Origin of the sequence: Streptomyces purpurogeneiscleroticus, from assembly GCF_020024005.1 — a bacterium.
Classification (GTDB): Bacteria; Actinomycetota; Actinomycetes; order Streptomycetales; family Streptomycetaceae; genus Streptomyces; species Streptomyces purpurogeneiscleroticus.
Window position 1 is genome coordinate 1 of the sequence record NZ_NHSG01000143.1, and the last position, 16,251, is coordinate 16,251.

Annotated in this window: 16 protein-coding genes; 7 read left to right on the forward strand and 9 right to left on the reverse strand. The window is 72.0% G+C overall.

Annotated features, from left to right (window positions below; all coding sequences use genetic code 11):
* The 8 genes from CCS38_RS07970 to benA all read right to left on the reverse strand — a co-directional run.
* On the reverse strand, nt 1–1,486 hold a 1,486-nt coding region (locus CCS38_RS07970; protein ID WP_223732487.1), incomplete at its 3' end, for a GAF domain-containing protein.
* A 62-nt stretch (nt 1,487–1,548) separates the two neighbouring features.
* Nucleotides 1,549–2,346: a 3-hydroxybutyrate dehydrogenase gene (locus CCS38_RS07975; RefSeq protein ID WP_223732488.1), complete on the reverse strand. Its 798-nt coding sequence runs from the start codon at nt 2,344–2,346 to the stop codon at nt 1,549–1,551.
* 83 nt (nt 2,347–2,429) lie between these two features.
* The gene (locus tag CCS38_RS07980) at nt 2,430–3,059 is read right to left on the reverse strand and encodes an alpha-ketoglutarate-dependent dioxygenase AlkB (protein WP_223732489.1); all 630 of its coding nucleotides are present in this window, start codon (nt 3,057–3,059) and stop codon (nt 2,430–2,432) included.
* A 50-nt stretch (nt 3,060–3,109) separates the two neighbouring features.
* Nucleotides 3,110–5,884 carry a helix-turn-helix transcriptional regulator gene (locus tag CCS38_RS07985; RefSeq protein WP_223732490.1) on the reverse strand — a complete coding sequence of 925 codons (2,775 nt, stop codon included), beginning with the start codon at nt 5,882–5,884 and terminating at the stop codon, nt 3,110–3,112.
* A gap of 31 nt (nt 5,885–5,915) precedes the next feature.
* Complete coding sequence (locus tag CCS38_RS07990; RefSeq protein WP_223732491.1) at nt 5,916–6,701, reverse strand: 1,6-dihydroxycyclohexa-2,4-diene-1-carboxylate dehydrogenase; 786 nt, start codon at nt 6,699–6,701, stop codon at nt 5,916–5,918.
* Nucleotides 6,698–7,708, reverse strand: a complete 1,011-nt coding sequence (gene benC / locus CCS38_RS07995; RefSeq protein WP_223732492.1) for a benzoate 1,2-dioxygenase electron transfer component BenC — start codon at nt 7,706–7,708, stop codon at nt 6,698–6,700. The genes CCS38_RS07990 and benC overlap by 4 nt, the downstream gene beginning before the upstream one ends.
* Before the next feature lie 32 nt (nt 7,709–7,740).
* Nucleotides 7,741–8,244 carry a benzoate 1,2-dioxygenase small subunit gene (benB, locus tag CCS38_RS08000; RefSeq protein ID WP_223732493.1) on the reverse strand — a complete coding sequence of 168 codons (504 nt, stop codon included), beginning with the start codon at nt 8,242–8,244 and terminating at the stop codon, nt 7,741–7,743.
* 14 nt (nt 8,245–8,258) lie between these two features.
* Complete coding sequence (benA, locus tag CCS38_RS08005; protein ID WP_223732494.1) at nt 8,259–9,629, reverse strand: benzoate 1,2-dioxygenase large subunit; 1,371 nt, start codon at nt 9,627–9,629, stop codon at nt 8,259–8,261.
* A 227-nt stretch (nt 9,630–9,856) separates the two neighbouring features.
* On the opposite strand from benA, the gene CCS38_RS08010 reads away from it, so the two are divergent.
* Genes CCS38_RS08010 through CCS38_RS08040 form a run of 7 tightly spaced genes read left to right on the forward strand, consistent with a single transcriptional unit; the run spans nt 9,857 to nt 15,252 of the window.
* Nucleotides 9,857–10,786: a LysR substrate-binding domain-containing protein gene (locus tag CCS38_RS08010; RefSeq protein ID WP_223732495.1), complete on the forward strand. Its 930-nt coding sequence runs from the start codon at nt 9,857–9,859 to the stop codon at nt 10,784–10,786.
* Nucleotides 10,767–11,870: a mandelate racemase/muconate lactonizing enzyme family protein gene (locus CCS38_RS08015; RefSeq protein ID WP_223732496.1), complete on the forward strand. Its 1,104-nt coding sequence runs from the start codon at nt 10,767–10,769 to the stop codon at nt 11,868–11,870. Before CCS38_RS08010 ends, CCS38_RS08015 begins: the two co-directional genes overlap by 20 nt.
* Before the next feature lie 36 nt (nt 11,871–11,906).
* A complete protein-coding gene (gene catA, locus CCS38_RS08020; RefSeq protein ID WP_223732497.1) occupies nt 11,907–12,752 on the forward strand; it encodes a catechol 1,2-dioxygenase in 846 nt (281 codons plus the stop codon).
* Nucleotides 12,753–12,757: 5 nt separating this feature from the next.
* Nucleotides 12,758–13,039, forward strand: a complete 282-nt coding sequence (gene catC / locus CCS38_RS08025; protein WP_223732498.1) for a muconolactone Delta-isomerase — start codon at nt 12,758–12,760, stop codon at nt 13,037–13,039.
* A gap of 10 nt (nt 13,040–13,049) precedes the next feature.
* Nucleotides 13,050–13,805, forward strand: coding sequence for a CoA transferase subunit A (locus CCS38_RS08030; protein ID WP_223732499.1), 756 nt, complete (start codon nt 13,050–13,052; stop codon nt 13,803–13,805).
* Entirely contained in the window at nt 13,805–14,461 is a 657-nt protein-coding gene (locus CCS38_RS08035) for a CoA transferase subunit B (protein ID WP_223732500.1), read from the forward strand. Before CCS38_RS08030 ends, CCS38_RS08035 begins: the two co-directional genes overlap by 1 nt.
* Entirely contained in the window at nt 14,458–15,252 is a 795-nt protein-coding gene (locus tag CCS38_RS08040) for an alpha/beta fold hydrolase (protein ID WP_223732501.1), read from the forward strand. The genes CCS38_RS08035 and CCS38_RS08040 overlap by 4 nt, the downstream gene beginning before the upstream one ends.
* Before the next feature lie 48 nt (nt 15,253–15,300).
* Here the strand turns inward: CCS38_RS08040 and CCS38_RS08045 are convergent.
* Nucleotides 15,301–16,251: acyltransferase family protein (locus CCS38_RS08045; RefSeq protein ID WP_223732502.1), on the reverse strand; the 951-nt coding region annotated here is incomplete at its 5' end.

Sequence of the window (16,251 nt, forward strand, 5' to 3'; positions counted from 1 at the left end):
CGCCCGGCTCGCCGCCGCCCTGGTCGCCGCCGCCCTGGTTGCCGCCCGCATCGCCGCCCCTGTCCAGCGGCAGCAGCAGGACCACGCCCGCGTCCCGGGCCGCGGCCAGGCCGTGCCGGGTCGCGGCCAGGTGGGAGGCCGCTGACCACAGACGCTGCCGGGCGGTGGCCCCGGCGCCTTCGGGGCCACCGGGGCGAGCGGCATCGTCCGCCGGGACCGGATCCTCGATGCGCGCCGCGAGCACCACATGCGGTACGTCCAGGTCGGCGGCGACCCGCGCCGCGCGCTCGCGGAGCAGCCGCGGGTCGCGGTCCGGGGCTTCCAGCAGGTCGTCGAGGAGTTCGCCGCGTACCCGCTGCTCGGCCTCGCCCGCGGTGCGGTGGGCGAGCAGCAGCAGGGAGGTGACCATGGCGGCGCGTTCCAGGGTGCGCTGGTCGACGGGGTCGAGGCGGGGGTGGCCGCGCAGTACGAGCGCGCCGAGCACCTCGCTGCCGGAGCGGACGGCGGCGACCCAGTCGTCGCCGTGGCGCACGGCGTGGCCGTCGGCGCGGGAGCGGTCCAGGGCCTCGGCCGGTACCCGCTCGGCGTCGGTGAACTCCACGGTGCCGTCGAGCACTTCGGCGACGGCCGCGGCGACGTCCTGTACGCCGCCGCCGCGCAGTACCAGTTCGGCGAGCCGGTCGTGGACCTCCGACGCGCGCTCGATGACGCCGCTGCGGTCGCGGATGATCTCGTTGGCGGCCTCCAGCTCGGTCATCGCCTTGCGGGTCTCGGCGAGCAGGTTGGCGGTGTCGATGGCGACGGCCGCGTGGGCGGCGTGCGCGGAGAGCAGGGCGATCTCGGCGTGGTCGAAGACGCGGACGCGGCGGTCGGCGGCGAAGAGTACGCCGATGACGCCGCTGCCGAGCTTGAGCGGCACGCCGAGGATGGCGACCAGCCCCTCGTCCCGTACGCCGGTGTCGATCGCCCGGGTGTGCTGGAAGCGCGGGTCGTCGAAGTAGCTGTCGGTGACGTAGGGGCGGGCGGTCTGCGCGACCAGGCCGCCCAGCCCCTCCCCCATGCCCAGCCGCAGCTGCTGGAAGCGTGCGGAGACCGAGCCGTCGGTGACCCGCATGTAGGTGTCGCCCTCGACGGGGTCGTTGAGGGTCATGTAGGCGGTCTCGGTGCCGAGGAGGGAGCGGGCCCGCTGGACGATGGCCCGAAGTACGGCGTCCAGGTCGCGCAGTCCGGCCAGGTCGTGCGCGGTCTCGTACAGGGCGGACAGCTCGGCCTCGCGGCGCCGCCGGCCCTCCAGCTCGGTTCGGACGCGCAGCGCGAGCAGCTTGGCGTGCTCCAGGGCGGCCAGCCGCTCGGCGGAGGCGCCGGCGGCGCGGGCGCGCAGTACCGCGCGTTCGAAGTCCTCGGCGGGCGCGCCGGTGGCGAGCAGGTCGAGGAAGGGGGTCTCGGCCGGTTCGGCGGACGGCTCGGCGGGCTGCTGAGGTGGCATGGACCTAGGGATACCTCCGGTACGCCGCAGTGCGCCAGCGCCGGGGGCGGCGTCCCCGGAGGTCAGTGCGCCGTCCATCCGCCGTCCATGGCCAGCGAGGTGCCGGTGATGAACGATGCCTGGGGGCTGCAGAGGTAGGCGACGGCGTCGGCGACCTCGGCCGGCTCGACCAGCCGCTTCACTGCGGAGTCGGCGAGCAGGACCTCGGTGAGCACGCGCTCGGCGGGGATGCCGTGCGCCTCGGCCTGGTCGGCGAGCTGCTTTTCGACGAGCGGGGTGCGGACGTAGCCGGGGTTGACGCAGTTGGAGGTGACCCCGTGCTCGGCGCCTTCCAGGGCGGCGACCTTGGAGAGGCCCTCCAGGCCGTGCTTGGCGGCGACGTAGGCGGACTTGTAGGGCGAGGCGCGCAGGCCGTGGACGGAGGAGATGTTGACGATGCGGCCCCAGCCCTGTGCGTACATGTGCGGCAGGGCGCCGCGGACCAGGCGGAAGGGTGCCTCCAGCATGACCTTCAGTACGGTCGCGAAGACGTCGGGCGGGAATTCCTCGATGGGGCGGACGAGCTGGATTCCCGCGTTGTTGACGAGGATGTCGGCGCCGGCGGCGGCTTCCTCGGCGGCGTCGAGGTCGGTGAGGTCGAGGGTGATCTGCTGGAGCGTGCCGGGCAGGTCCGCCGCCTGCTTCGCGAGCCGGGCGAGCCCGTCGGCGTCCCGGTCGAGCGCGCGGACGGTGGCGCCGGCGGCGGCCAGCCGCAGCGCGCAGGCGGCGCCGATGCCACTGGCCGCGCCGGTGACGAGTGCGGTGCGGCCTCCGAGGTCGGGGCCGGTGTCGTCGGTACCTGGTGTGGAGGGGGCGCTCATGGGCGCCACCTTAGGCAGCGCGTGGAGTGGTACCGATGTGGGGCGGGACCACAAGATGCGGTCCGAGTATGTGTGCGGAGCCCTCAGCGCACGCCGCGGGGGCGGAACTGGACGCTGATGCGGGGGCCGACCGGGCGGGCCGTCTTGGGGATGGCGTGGTCCCACGTGCGCTGGCAGGAGCCGCCCATGACGATCAGGTCGCCGTGCCCGAGGGGGCGGCGGACGGTGGCCCCGCCGCCGTCCCGGGGCCGCAGGACCAGGGCTCTGGGCTCGCCGACGGAGAGAATGGCGACCATGGTGTCCTGGCTGCGGCCGCGGCCGATGCGGTCGCCGTGCCAGGCGACGCTGTCCTCGCCGTCGCGGTAGTAGCAGAGTCCGGCCGTGCGGAACGGCTCGCCGAGCTCGGCGGCGTAGTGGGCGCTGAGTGCGTCTCTGGCCTCGGCGAGCACCGGGTGCGGCAGGTCCTCGTCCTCGCCGTAGTGGCACAGCAGCCGGGGTACGTCGACGACGCGCTCGTACATCTGCCGGCGCTCGGCGTGCCAGGGGACGGCGCCGACGAGCTGGTCGAAGACCGCGTCGGCGCCGGTCAGCCAGCCGGGCAGGACGTCGATCCAGGCACCGAGCCCGAGGTCTGTGCGTGCGATGCCGTCCAGCGGGCCGAGTCCGATCTCGTCGGCCGCGGCGAAGAGCGAGCTCTGCAGATGCGTGGCCATGCATTCAGCGTACGCTGTGTTCGAATTTTTGTACGAATACTGTCTACGGGTCAGGAGTCGCGGAACACCGCCGCGAGCTCTCCCCGCGACCGCACCCCGACCTTCGCGTACACATGCGTGAGGTGGTACTGCACGGTCTTCACCGACAGGAACAGCTCCGACGCGACCTGCCCATTGCTCATCCCGCGCGCGACCAGCCGGGCCACCGCCCGCTCCTGTGCGGTGAGCCGGGAGAAGTCCTCCGTGCCCTCCGTGCCGCCCCTTTTCAGCCCGCCCGCCTGGAGCTCCCGCTCGCAGCGCTCGACATACGTGCGCGCGCCCAGCAGTACGTACGCGTCCCGGGCGTTCTGCAGCAGCGCGTCCGCCTCCTTGCGCTTGCCCGCGCGGCGCAGCGTCTGCCCGTACGCGTAGCTCACCCGCGCCCGGTCGTACGGCAGCGGCAGATGTTCCAGGTGGGCCAGCGCGCCTTCGAAGTGGGCGCGCGCCGCGTCGAGGTCGCCCTCGGTGCCGGCGATCCGGCCGCGTACGTAGCCGAGCCTGGCCATCGTGGAGCGGTGGCCGCGGTCGGCGGCCAGCTCCTCGAAGGGCCGCAGGAAGGCATCGGCCTCGGGCACCCGGTTGGTCATCACCAGCGCGTTGGCGTAGACGTCCTGCCAGGGCCAGAAGCCGGGCTCGTCGATGCCCTCGCGGTGCCGCAGCCGCAGGACGGGCTCCAGGGCCGCGGTGACCCGTTCGTACTGGCCGCGGGCCTCGGCGACCTGGGCGCGGGCCAGGCAGGCGGGCACCACCATCGCCTCGTAGTGCTGCATGTCGGCGGTGGCCTGCCGGGCGTGGTGGTAGGCGGTGGGCCAGTTGCCGCGCAGCGCGTGAATCTGGGCGCCGGTCCAGTGCACGAGGGGGCGCAGCAGCTCCATGCGGGCCTCGGCGACCTGCGCGGTGGCCCGGTCGGCGGTCCGCAGCGCGTCGGACCAGGCGCCGAGCGCGAACTGGGTACGGGCGAGCCATGCCTGCGCCCACAGGGAGATGCGCAGCGAGCCGCCGCGGATGCCGGTCGGCACGGCGCCCTCCAGTTCGCGCCGGGCGGCCTCCGGGTCGTCCAGGGCCAGGTCCATCCAGCCGCGGCCCATCTGCACGCGCTGGGACTGGGCGCCGCTGGAGATCCGCGCGAGGACGTCGTCGTAGGCGTGCGCGGCCTCCTCGGGGCGGCCCATGGCGGCCAGCCCGAGGCCGAGGATGGCCTCGGACTCGACGGCCGAGGGCTCCATCGGGCCGACCAGGTCGACGGCCTTGCGCGCCCAGTGGACGAGTTCGGCGGGGTGCACGCGGCCGAGCGAGTGCAGGACCCGGCGCTGGCAGATGGCGGCGGCGAGCTCGGGGCGGCGGACCGGGTCGCAGCGTTCCCAGGCGTGCGTCAGATACACCTCGGCCTCTTCGGGGCGGCCGCGGGTGATCGCCAGGTAGCCGAGCACGGAGTCGCGAAGGGCGCTGGGCGGGAAGCTCTCCAGCTCGGCGGCGAAGGTCTCGGCCTGCGGCCGGTCCCCGGCCCCGACCAGCGCGTCCACGGCGCGCAGCAGCCGGTCCCTGCGGGTGGTGCGGGCCGGGCTGAGCCGGCTGGCGGCGACCAGCGCGCCGGCCACCTGGGACCAGGCGCCTTCGGCGGCCCGGTCGGCGGCGAAGCGGTCCAGGTCGTCGGCGAGCTCGGCGTCGGCGGCGGGGGTCGCGGCGACCCGGTGCATCAGGCGGCGGCCGTGGTCCTCGACGGTTTCGGCGGCGCGCCGGTGCAGGTCGCCGCGTTCGACGAGGCCGAGCGCGCCGTGCACGGCGGCCCGTACGAGGGGGTGCGGAAAGGTGAGGAGGGTGAGCCCGGGGCCGTCGGTGCGGGTCAGCAGCCCGGCGTCGCATGCCTCGTCGACGGCGGCGAGCGGGTCCGCGACGCCGGACAGCTCGGCGGCCTCCGCGAACGGCACGGACTCCCCCAGCGCCGCGCATGCCTCGACGAGGGTACGGGCCCGGTCGCCGCAGCCTTCGAGGCGGCGCTGCACGGCCGAGGCGTACCGCCGGGGCGCGGGCAGGGCCGGCTGCCAGTCCCGCCAGATGCCGGGCGGTACCTCCTGCAGCAGGTCGGTGATGTGCAGCGGGTTGCCGCGGGTGTGGCGGCACAGGATGCGGGCCGCGGCGAGCGAGAGGTCGATCCGGGCGGCGCTCCAGGCGAGGCCCTGGACGTCCTCGGGGGTGAGCGGGCCCAGGCGCAGCGCGCTGTCGCGGTACGCGGCGAGGAAGTCCAGTACGTCGACGGGGAGCCGGGCCAGCCGGTCGTCGGCGGCCAGCAGGATGACGAGGACCGGCTCGGTGGACATCCGGCGGACGGCGGAGGCGACGGCTTGCAGCGAGGCGGCGTCCGCCCAGTGCGCGTCGTCGATGACGACGACCAGGGTGTCCTGGCCGCGTCGCGCGTTCCAGATCTCCTGGAGGCGGTGGCCCGCGGCCACCGGGTCGAGTTCCGGTGCGAGCGTGGCGCCCGCGGCCTTGGCGAGCTGTTCGGCGACGCCGAGGTCCAGGCCGTTCTCCCAGCGGACGCCGTTCGCGCGGTGGACGCGCACCGCCTGCTGCCCTTCCAGGCTGTGCTCATGCAAGAAGTGCTCGACCAGGGCGGTCTTGCCCATGCCGGAGGCCCCCTCGACCAGGACGATCGAGGGGTGTCCGGCGCGGGCGGCGGCCAGCAGGCGGTCCAGCGCTGCCAGCTCGGCCTTTCGGCCCGCGGGGCCCCGCTGGACCGTTTCGCGGGCGCCGTCCGGGAGGGGGCTCGCGCCGCTGTGATCGTCCATCGGTTTTCACCTTAGCGGCCGCGCACAGCCCTCAGCCCTGGTCGCCACCGGCCACGGGCAGCACGGATCCGGTGATGTAGGACGCCTCGTCGGAGGCCAGGAAGCAGATCGCGGCGGCCTGCTCCTCCAGCGTCCCGTACCGCTTGAGCAGCGAGGATTCCACGGTCTGGTCGACGATCTGCTGGTACCAGGCGCGTTCCTGCTCGTCGGCCGCCGCGGGGCCGCGGGCGACCCGGCGGGGCGGTGCGTCGGTGCCGCCGGGCGCGGTGGCGACGACGCGGATGCCGTACGGGGCCGCCTCCAGCGCGAGCGCGGAGGTGATGCCGTTGACGCCGCCCTTGGCCGCGGCGTACGGGACGCGGTTGACGCCGCGGGTGGCCACGGAGGAGACGTTCACGATGGTGCCGGAGCGCTGCGCGATCAGGTGCGGGAGCACCGCGTGGCAGGTCCACAGCGTCGGGAAGAGCGAGCGCTGCACCTCGGCCCGGATCTGCTCGGGTGTGTAGTGCTCGTAGGGCTTGGCCCAGATGGTGCCGCCGACGTTGTTGACGAGGACGTCGATCCGGCCGCCGAGCGCACGGTGCGCCTCGGTGACGGCCCGCTCGGCGCCTTCGTACTGCTCCAGATCGGCGGTGACTCCGTGGGCGCCGCTCTTGCCGAGCTCTTCGGCCAGCTCCAGGACCAGTTCGGAGCGGTCCACGAGGGCGACCTCGGCGCCCTCGGCGGCCAGCCGGCGGGCGACGTACTCGCCGATGCCCTGGGCAGCGCCGGTGACCACGGCCTTCTTGCCGGCGAACCGGCCGGGGAAGGGCCTCATCGGGCGGCGCCGACGAGGTCACCGGCTCCTGTGGGAGCGAACTTCTCGTTGTGGAAGTTGGCGGGTGTGACGCCCTGCCGCCGGAGGTGGTCGCGTACGCCTTCGACCATGGGCGGCGGCCCGCATACGTACACGTCCACGTCACCGTCGTGAAGGTGCTTCGGCTCCAGCCGCTCGGTCACGTACTCCTTCACGCAGGTGTCGTAGGTGAATCCGGGGATCACCGCGGCGTAATCGGCGAGCGTCTCCACGCGGACCAGATCGCGCTCGGACGAGACGCCGTACACCAGGTGGACGGGGTGCCCGGGCGGCTGTGCGGTCAGCTTCTCCAGCATCGAAAGCAGCGGGGCGAGCCCGGTGCCGCCCGCCAGCAGCAAGGCGGGCCGCGTGAGTTCACGCAGATAGAAGCTGCCCATCGGGCCGGTGAAGTCGATCCGGTCGCCGACCTGGGCGCGGTCGCGCAGATAGCTCGACATCGCGCCGTCCTCGGTGAGGCGGACGAGGAAGGAGACCAGCCCCTCGGCGGGTCCGTTGCTGAACGAGTACGACCGGGTGACGTCCGTGCCGGGTACGGCGACGTTGACGTACTGGCCGGGAAGGAAGGCCAGCGCGTCGCGGTCATCGAGTTCGAGCGTGAAGGCGATGGTGGTCTCCGACAGCTTCTCCAGTGCGACCAGGGTCGCGCCGTAGGTGGCGGCGGCCGTCTTCGCGGCGTCCGACGTGGTGGGGATGCGGAGCACCAGGTCGCTCTGCGGGGTCATCTGGCAGGGCAGCGCGTACCCCTGCGCGGCCTCCTCGTCGGTCAGCGCCTCCTCGATGTAGTCGCCGCCGTCGTAACTTCCGCTCTCGCACAGGGACTTGCAGGTGCCGCAGGCGCCGTCGCGGCAGTCGAGGGGGATGTTGATGCGTGCCTTGTACGAGGCGTCGGCGACGGTTTCGTCCGGTCCGCAGGTGATGAACCGTGTGATGCCGTCTTCGAAGGCCAGGGCGACCTGATAAGTGCTCATGGTGAACTCGCTTCGGGGGGAAGGGCGGGTGATCAGATGTGGTAGATGTCGACCACGTGATGAATGCAGTCGTTCTTCAGAACGACCTTCTTCTTCCTGATCAGTGGGGTCTCGCCCGAGAAGTCGATGGTGTAGAACGACGTCCCGAAGTACGGGTCGATGTTCTGGTAGCGGTAGTACAGCGTGTGCCAGTTGAAGCGGATGTCGATCTCGGCGCCGCGGCGCTCGACGACCTCCACATTGGCGATGTGATGGCCGGTGCGCGGCTCGGGGAGGCTGGTGGCGCTGGAGCGGTCCGTGCGGATGCGGAAGACCCGGTCCTCCAGGCCGCCGCGGTTGGCGTAGTAGATCAGCGAGATCTCGGTCTGCGGGTCGCGGGTCAGCTCGTCGTCGTCCGCCCAGGCCGGCATCCAGAATTCGACGTCCGGGTGGTAGCACTCCAGCCACTTCTCGAACTCGCGGTCGTCGAGGTAGCGGGCTTCGCGGTAGAGGAACTGGCGGATGTCCTCGACCGTGACATCGGTGGTGGTGGTCATGGCTCGCTCCGTCCTTACCGGTCCTGCTGCGGGGTCGTCGCGTCCTCCGCCGCGACCGCGCGGCGCATGGTGTCCAGCCAGTAGCCGTGCTGGATCGGGTAGAGGGTCTCGTCCTCGGTGCGCGCGCCGCTGGCGATGGGGTGGATGCCGAGCTTCTTGGCGTCCTCGTCCGGGCCCTCGATCCTGTGCGCGACGCCGCGGCTGAGGTCGTTCCAGGGCGCGGCCTCGGCCAGGTAGGTCTTCTGGCAGGAGCGGAACTCCTCCAGGTCGTCCGGGGTGGCCATGCCGGTGGCGTTGAAGAAGTCCTCGTACTGGCGGATGCGGTTGGCGCGGGCCTCGGCGCTCTCACCCTTGGGGGCGATGCAGTAGATCGTGACCTCGGTCTTGTCCACGGAGATCGGGCGGAAGTGCCGGATCTGGGAGCTGAACTGGTCCATCAGATAGACGTTCGGGTACAGGCACAGATTGCGCGAGTACTCAATCATCCAGTTGGCCTTGTCCTCGCCGAACTCCGCGACCAGCTCGTCCCGGCGCTCGTTCAGCGAGCGGTTGGACGGGTCCTCCCAGCGGGTCCACAGCAGCAGATGGCCGTGTTCGAAGGAGTAGTAGCCGCCCTTCTGGCGGGCCCAGCTGCCGGCGTCCATGTTCTTGGTGTCGTTGGCGGACTCGCCGGAGGAACGGCGGGCCGTGGTGGCCGCGTAGTTCCAGTGGGTGGCCGAGACGTGGTAGCCGTCGGCGCCGTTCTCCGCCTGCACCTTCCAGTTTCCGTCGTAGGTGTAGGTGGAGGAGCCGCGCAGCACCTCCAGGCCCTCCGGGGACTGGTCCACGATCATGTCGATGATCTTGGTGGCCTCGCCGAGGTGCTCGGTGAGCGGCAGGACGTCCGGGTTGAGGCTGCCGAAGAGGAAGCCGCGGTAGTTCTCGAAGCGGGCGACCTTCGTCAGGTCGTGCGAGCCGTCCTTGTTGAACTGCTCCGGGTAGCCGGCGCCGCGACCGTCCTTGACCTTCAGCAGCTTGCCGGAGTTGTTGAAGGTCCAGCCGTGGAACGGACAGGTGAAGGTGGTGCGGTTGTCCGTCTTGCGGCGGCAGAGCATCGCGCCGCGGTGGCTGCAGGCGTTGATCAGGGCGTTGAGCTCGCCGTCCTTGCTCCGCGAGAGCACCACCGGCTGGCGGCCGATGTACGTCGTGAAGTAATCGCCCACCTCGGGGATCTGCGTCTCGTGGGCGAGGTACACCCAGTTGCCCTCGAAGATGTGCTTCATCTCCAGCTCGAAGATCTCCTCGTCCGTGAAGATCTTCCGGCGCGCCCGGTGGATGCCGTTCTCCTCGTCCTCCACCAGGGCGTCGTCCAGGATCGCCCGGGTACCGGCCGACGTCTGCGTCATGGTCCCTCCAAACCTGCGTGCACGGCCCCCGTCCTGGGGCTCACGTCCGCTTTTCAGCACCATGACAGGGCGGTTAAGTCGCCACCCCGGGCATTTCCCCAGGGTTCACCCAGGGCCTCATCCATATTCCTTGCATATCAATCGACGGGAAAAGAGTATTTCTCTCGTCTGAGAACCGCTGCCTACGATGAGCCGCATCCGGCGGCCAGGAAGCCAAGGAGGCCCTCATGGAACTGCGCCACCTGCGCTATTTCGTCGCCGTCGCCGAGACCCGTCACTTCGGCCGGGCCGCGGAGAACCTGCACATGGCACAGCCCCCGCTGTCCCAGGCGATCCGGCAGCTGGAGGCGGATCTCGGGGTCGAGCTCTTCACCCGCACCACCCGCCAGGTGGCCCTGACCGGGGCCGGCGAGGTCTTCCGTACCGACGCGCTGCGCATCCTGCAGTCCGTCGACGAGGCCACCACCCGCGTGCGGCGCTTCGCGAAGGGCGCGGAGGGCATCCTGCGGCTCGGGCTGACCGGGACCGCCTGCTACCGGCAGCTCCCGGAGATCGCCCGGCTGGTCAAGGAGGAGATGCCGGGGGTGGCGCTGGAGATCCAGACCGAGCTGCTGACCCCGGCACAGGAGCTGGCCCTCACCGAGAACCGTCTCGACGTGGGCATGCTCCGGCCGCCGGTCCGGCAGGAGGGCATCGTCTGCCGGGAGGTCGCCCGGGAGCCGCTGGTCCTGGCGGTCCCCGAGGACCACTGGCTGAGCGACGCGGAGAGCGCCGAGGTCGCCCAGCTGCGCCACGAGAACTTCATCATGTACGCGGTCAACTCCCGCTCCGTCGTCAATGACGCGGTCACCAGGAGCTGCCTCGCGGCGGGCTACTACCCGCACTGCGCACACGATGTCACCGAGACCTCGACCGCGCTGGCGCTCGTCGCCGCCGGCCTGGGGATCGCCCTGCTCCCCGACTCCGTCCGCTCGGTCTCCCGCGACGGCGTCGTCTTCAAGCCCGTCCGGGACGCGGAGACCGTCGGACTCGCCCTCGCCTGGCGCGAGAACGACGCCTCTCCCCTGCTGGAGACGCTGATCGGCGTCCTGGAGTCGCACGACGTGTTCGAAGCGGCAGCACCCATCGAGGACTCTCATGAAAATCACCGCAGTTGAGGCGATCCCGTTCGCCATCCCGTACACCAAACCGCTCCGCTTCGCGAGCGGGGAGGTGCACACCGCCGAGCACGTTCTCGTACGGATCCACACGGACGAGGGAGTGACCGGCACCGCCGAGGCGCCGCCGAGGCCCTTCACCTACGGCGAGACCCAGGAGTCCATCGTCGCGGTGATCGAGAAGGTCTTCGCACCGCAGATCCTGGGCCTGCCGCCGACCGCCCGCGAAGCGGTCCATGCCCGGCTGAACCGTACGGTGGCCAATCCGGCCGCCAAGTCCGCCGTGGACATGGCCCTGTGGGACATCATCGGGCAGTCGCTCGGCATCCCGGTCACCGAACTGCTCGGCGGCTACGGCGACCGGATGCGGGTCTCGCACATGGTCGGCTTCGCGCCGCCGGAGCAGATGGTCGCCGAGGCGCAGCGCGTCCGCGACACGTACGGCATCACCACCTTCAAGGTGAAGGTCGGCCGCCGCCCCTTCATGCTCGACGTCGAGGCGTGCCGGGCGCTGCGCGAGGGACTGGGCGACGAGGTGGAGCTGTACATCGACGGCAACCGCGGCTGGACCGCGTCGGAGTCGGCCCGCGCGCTGCGCGCCATGGACGGCCTGGACCTGACGCTCGCCGAGGAGCTGTGCCCCGCCGACGACGTCATGGGCCGCCGCTGGCTGGTCTCGCACACCGACATCCCCTTCGTCGCGGACGAGAGCGCCACCCGCCCCGGCGAGGTGACCCGCGAGCTGCTCGGCGGCTCGGCGACCGCCATCAGCATCAAGACGGCCCGTACCGGCTTCACGTACTCCCAGCGCGTGCACCACCTCTGCGAGGGGCTGGGCGTGGAGGCCGTGATGGGCAATCAGATCGACGGGCAGATCGGCACGTTGTGCACCGCGGTCTTCGGATCGGCGTACGAGCTGACGTCCCGTCGGGCCGGGGAACTGTCCAACTTCCTCGACATGAGCGACGACCTGCTGGCCGAGCCGCTGCGGATCGAGGACGGCACGCTGCGCGTCCGCGAGAGCGCCGGGCTCGGCATCGAACTGGACCCGGAAAAGCTGGCCCGGTACCGCCAGGACAGCTGAACGACAAGTCACCTGAACGACAAGAGGAGCAGAGCCATGACCGACACCACTCAGGCCACCGCCGCCGCGTCCGGCGCTTCGGCGACCGAGGCGTTCCGGCAGAAGCAGCGGTCCGGGGCCGCCTCCAGCAAGGAGCGCGTCAACACTCTTGCCACCGAGGTGATTTCGGCGGTCCACGACGTCATCCGCCGCCACAAGGTCACCTACGAGGAGTACGACGCGCTGAAGGCGTGGCTGATCGGCGTCGGCCAGGACGGCGAGTGGCCGCTCTTCCTCGACGTGTGGATCGAGCACGTCGTCGAGGAGGTCGCGAACGAGAACCGCGAGGGCAGCAAGGGCACCATCGAGGGCCCCTACTACGTCCCCGACTCGCCGCAGCACGAGGCGGAGACGACCCTGCCGATGCGCGAGAACGAGGCGGGCACCCCGCTCCTCTTCCAGGGGCAGGTCACCGACGTCGAGGGCAAGCCGCTGGCCGGCGCGCACGTGGAGATGTGGCACGCCGACGACGACGGCCTGTACTCGCAGTACGCGCCGGGTCTGCCGGAGTGGAACCTGCGCGGCACCGTCATCGCCGACAATCAGGGCAACTTCAAGATCCACACGATCCAGCCCGCGCCCTACCAGATCCCCACCGACGGCTCCTGCGGCAAGCTGATCGCCGCCGCCGGGTGGCACGCCTGGCGCCCCGCCCACCTGCACCTGAAGGTGTCCGCGGCAGGGCACCAGCTGATCACCACCCAGCTGTACTTCCAGGGCGGCAGCCACGTCGAGGACGACATCGCCTCGGCCGTGAAGCCCGAGCTGATCCTCGACCCGAAGCCCGCCGCGAGCGGCGCGGGCAACGAGGTCACGTACCACTTCGTCATGGACCGGAGCTGAACCGCATGCTGTTCGCAGTGAAGATGGACGTCGCGATCCCCGCGGACCTGGACCCCGAGGTGCGGGCCGACACGATCGCCCGCGAGAAGGCGTACTCGCAGGAGCTCCAGAAGGCCGGGAAGTGGCCGCACATCTGGCGGTGCGTCGGCCAGTACTCCAACCTCAGCGTCTTCGACGTCGAATCCAACGACGAGCTGCACGACATCCTCTGGGGCCTGCCGCTCTTCCCGTACATGTCCCTAGAGGTGACGCCGCTGGCCGTGCACCCCTCCGACATCAACGCCTGACGGAGCGGTCATGGACAAGGTCGTGGCCACCGCCGCTGAAGCGGTGGCGGACGTACGGGACGGCGCCTCGCTCGCCGTCGGCGGTTTCGGGCTCAGCGGCGTCCCCGACGTGCTGATCCGGGCGCTGTACGAGAACGGCGCCGGCGGGCTGGGCGTGGTCTCCAACAACTGCGGCGTGGACGGCGGCGGCCTGGGCATCCTGCTCGCCGCCGGCCGGATCGCCCGGGTGACCGGCTCCTACGTCGGCAACAACAAGGAGTTCGCCCGCCAGTACCTCGCCGGGGAGCTGGAGCTGGAGCTCACCCCGCAGGGCACGCTCGCCGAGCGGCTGCGGGCCGGCGGCTGCGGCATCCCGGCGTTCTTCACCCCGGCCGGGGTGGGTACGGACGTCGCGGACGGCGGCATGCCGCTGCGGTACGGACCGGACGGCTCGGTGGCCAAGGCGTCGCCGCCCAAGGAGGTACGCGAGTTCGACGGCGTGCCGTATGTGATGGAGCGCGGGATCACCACCGACTTCGCGCTCGTGCGGGCCGCGAAGGGCGACCGGCACGGCAACCTCGTCTTCCACAAGGCGGCACGCAACTTCAACCCGCTCGCGGCGATGGCCGGCAAGGTCACCGTCGCGGAGGTGGAGGAGCTGGTCGAGCCGGGCGCGCTGGACCCGGACGAGGTGCAGCTGCCGGGCGTGTTCGTCCAGCGAGTGGTCCAGTTGACGCCCGCTCAGGCGGCGGACAAGCAGGTCGAACGAAGGACGGTGCGCGCCTGATGGGCTGGACCAGGGAAGAGATGGCCGCGCGGGCCGCGCGCGAGCTGCGCGACGGCGACTATGTGAACCTCGGCATCGGGCTGCCCACGCTGGTGCCCAGCTATCTGCCCGACGGCGTGGACGTGGTGCTGCAGTCCGAGAACGGGCTGCTGGGCGTCGGCCCGTACCCCACCGAGGACGAGGTCGACCCGGACCTGATCAACGCGGGCAAGGAGACGGTCACGGTCCTCCCCGGCGCGGCGTTCTTCGACTCCGCGCTCTCCTTCGGGATGATCCGCGGCGGTCACATCGACACCGCGATCCTCGGCGCGATGCAGGTCTCGGCCCGCGGCGACCTGGCGAACTGGATGATCCCGGGGAAGATGGTCAAGGGCATGGGCGGCGCGATGGACCTCGTGCACGGCGCCCGCCGGGTGGTCGTGGTCATGGACCACACCGCCAAGGACGGCAGCCCGAAGATCGTCGAGGACTGCTCACTGCCGCTGACCGGCAAGGGCTGCGTGCACCGGATCATCACCGACCTCGGCGTCCTGGACGTGACGGAGGACGGTCTCGTGCTGGTGGAGACGGCGCCGGGCGTCCCGCCGGAGGAGATCGTCGCGCGTACGGACGCGTCCGTACGGCTGCTCGCGACGCACACGCAGGAGGGCCCGTGACGTCGCTGCCCCACCATGTGCTGGACGGCCCGGAGGACGCTCCGCCGCTCATCCTCGGGCCGTCCCTCGGCACCTCGCTCGCCGTCTGGGAGCCGCAGCTGGCCGAACTCACCCGCACCCACCGGGTACTCCGCTTCGACCTGCCGGGGCACGGCAGGACGCCCGTCGACGTGCTGCGGGATCCGGCCCCCGGCAGCACGACCGTCGCGGACCTCGCCCGGCTCGTGCTGGACATGGCCGATCACCACGGCCGGCGCACCTTCCACTACGCCGGGATCTCGCTCGGCGGCGCGATCGGCGCGTACCTGGCCGTGCACCACCCCGACCGGCTCGCCTCGCTCGCGATGATCTGCTCCTCGGCCCGCTTCGGCGATCCGGCGGGCTGGCGGGAGCGCGCCGCTTCGGTGCGCGAGCACGGTACGGCGGCACTGCTGCAGGCGACGCCGGGGCGCTGGTTCGCCGATCCCGGTACGGCGGCGGGCCCGCGCGGCACCGCCCTGCTGGGCGATCTCGCCGCATCGGACCGGGCCGGGTACGCGGCCTGCTGCGACGCGCTGGCCGGCTACGACGTGCGGTCCGAGCTGTGGTCGGTTGCCGCGCGCACGCTCGTCGTCGCCGGGCGCCAGGACCCGGCGACCCCGCCCGCGCACGCCCGGGAGATCGCCGACGGGGTGCCCGGCGCGGCCCTCGTCGAGGTCGCGGGCGCCGCCCATCTGGCGGGGACCGAGCGGCCCGACGCGGTGAACGCGGCGCTGCGGGTGCATCTGGACGCGGCGATCCGCGGACGCTGACGTTGCGTCAGCTCGCGCGGCGCAACCGACGGTGCGTCACCGCACGCGTCACCCCAGGGCGGCCGGCCGTGCCCCGCGCTGCTCGCCCCGGGGCAGCGGGAGGCCGCCCAGCGGTCCCGTGAGCACCCGTCCCACGCGCTGGGCCGGCAGTTCGACCAGCCGGTACGCGAGCATGGCCAGCGGCAGCAGCAGGGCGAGGTAGGCGGCCATGAGCAGCGGCGTGTCGTGCTGCTGCCACGGCACGGCCAGGTCGCACACCTCCAGGACGAGCGGGTGCAGGAGGTAGAGCGAGTAGCTGAGCACGCCGCAGTGGGCGAGCCAGCGCGGTACGCGGTGCCGCCGCAGGGCCATCGCCGCGCCGAACGTGAGCAGCGCGAGCCCGGTCGTGACCGCCCAGATCCGCACGGCGGACTCCGGGTCGCCGCCGCCGGTGACCGCGTCCGGGCGGGAACCGATGTGCAGCGCGGCGGAGAGCACACCGGCCGCGAGCACGGTAACGGCCACGGTCAGCCCGGCGGCCCTGCCGAGCTGCCCGCGCTCCATCCGGTACAGCACGGTCCCGGTGAACATCAGGGACAGCAGCGCGATCCCCTGCCAGGGCGGGATACGGCCGTTGAAGAGGAGCAGGACCGCGGCCAGCGCGCCCCCGAGCAGCGCACCGGCCCGGTTCCACGGCGCCCGCCCCGAGGCCACGGCGCACAGCGCGACGGCCGCCCCGAGCGCGGTCGCCGCGATCACCGTGGTGCCGCCCAGCCCCCGCGTCAGCGCCGCGACGGGCAGCACCCCGCCGGCCGCGATGCCGAGCGCGGCCAGGCCCAGGGCCACCGGCGCCGAGCGCCGGTGCAGCCGCACCGCGAAGAGCGCCGCGACCAGGAAGTAGAACACCATCTCGTACGAGAGGGTCCACAGCACATTGATCGCGCTGGGCACCCCGAGCAGGTCCTGCAGCATCGTCCCGTGCGCGACCAGGGCGCTCAGCGGGTCGCGCTCCCCCAGCCC

Bases quoted from the DNA above. Each gene is read 5' to 3' on its own strand.
- CCS38_RS08010 (WP_223732495.1), top strand. From the start codon at position 9,857: ATGGAACTGCGCCACCTGCGCTATTTCGTCGCCGTCGCCGAGACCCGT.
- benB (WP_223732493.1), bottom strand. From the start codon at position 8,244: ATGACCACCACCACCGATGTCACGGTCGAGGACATCCGCCAGTTCCTC.
- CCS38_RS07990 (WP_223732491.1), bottom strand. From the start codon at position 6,701: ATGAGGCCCTTCCCCGGCCGGTTCGCCGGCAAGAAGGCCGTGGTCACC.
- CCS38_RS08030 (WP_223732499.1), top strand. From the start codon at position 13,050: ATGGACAAGGTCGTGGCCACCGCCGCTGAAGCGGTGGCGGACGTACGG.
- catA (WP_223732497.1), top strand. From the start codon at position 11,907: ATGACCGACACCACTCAGGCCACCGCCGCCGCGTCCGGCGCTTCGGCG.
- CCS38_RS07980 (WP_223732489.1), bottom strand. From the start codon at position 3,059: ATGGCCACGCATCTGCAGAGCTCGCTCTTCGCCGCGGCCGACGAGATC.
- CCS38_RS07975 (WP_223732488.1), bottom strand. From the start codon at position 2,346: ATGAGCGCCCCCTCCACACCAGGTACCGACGACACCGGCCCCGACCTC.
- CCS38_RS08035 (WP_223732500.1), top strand. From the start codon at position 13,805: ATGGGCTGGACCAGGGAAGAGATGGCCGCGCGGGCCGCGCGCGAGCTG.
- CCS38_RS08015 (WP_223732496.1), top strand. From the start codon at position 10,767: ATGAAAATCACCGCAGTTGAGGCGATCCCGTTCGCCATCCCGTACACC.
- catC (WP_223732498.1), top strand. From the start codon at position 12,758: ATGCTGTTCGCAGTGAAGATGGACGTCGCGATCCCCGCGGACCTGGAC.
- CCS38_RS07985 (WP_223732490.1), bottom strand. From the start codon at position 5,884: ATGGACGATCACAGCGGCGCGAGCCCCCTCCCGGACGGCGCCCGCGAA.
- benA (WP_223732494.1), bottom strand. From the start codon at position 9,629: ATGACGCAGACGTCGGCCGGTACCCGGGCGATCCTGGACGACGCCCTG.
- benC (WP_223732492.1), bottom strand. From the start codon at position 7,708: ATGAGCACTTATCAGGTCGCCCTGGCCTTCGAAGACGGCATCACACGG.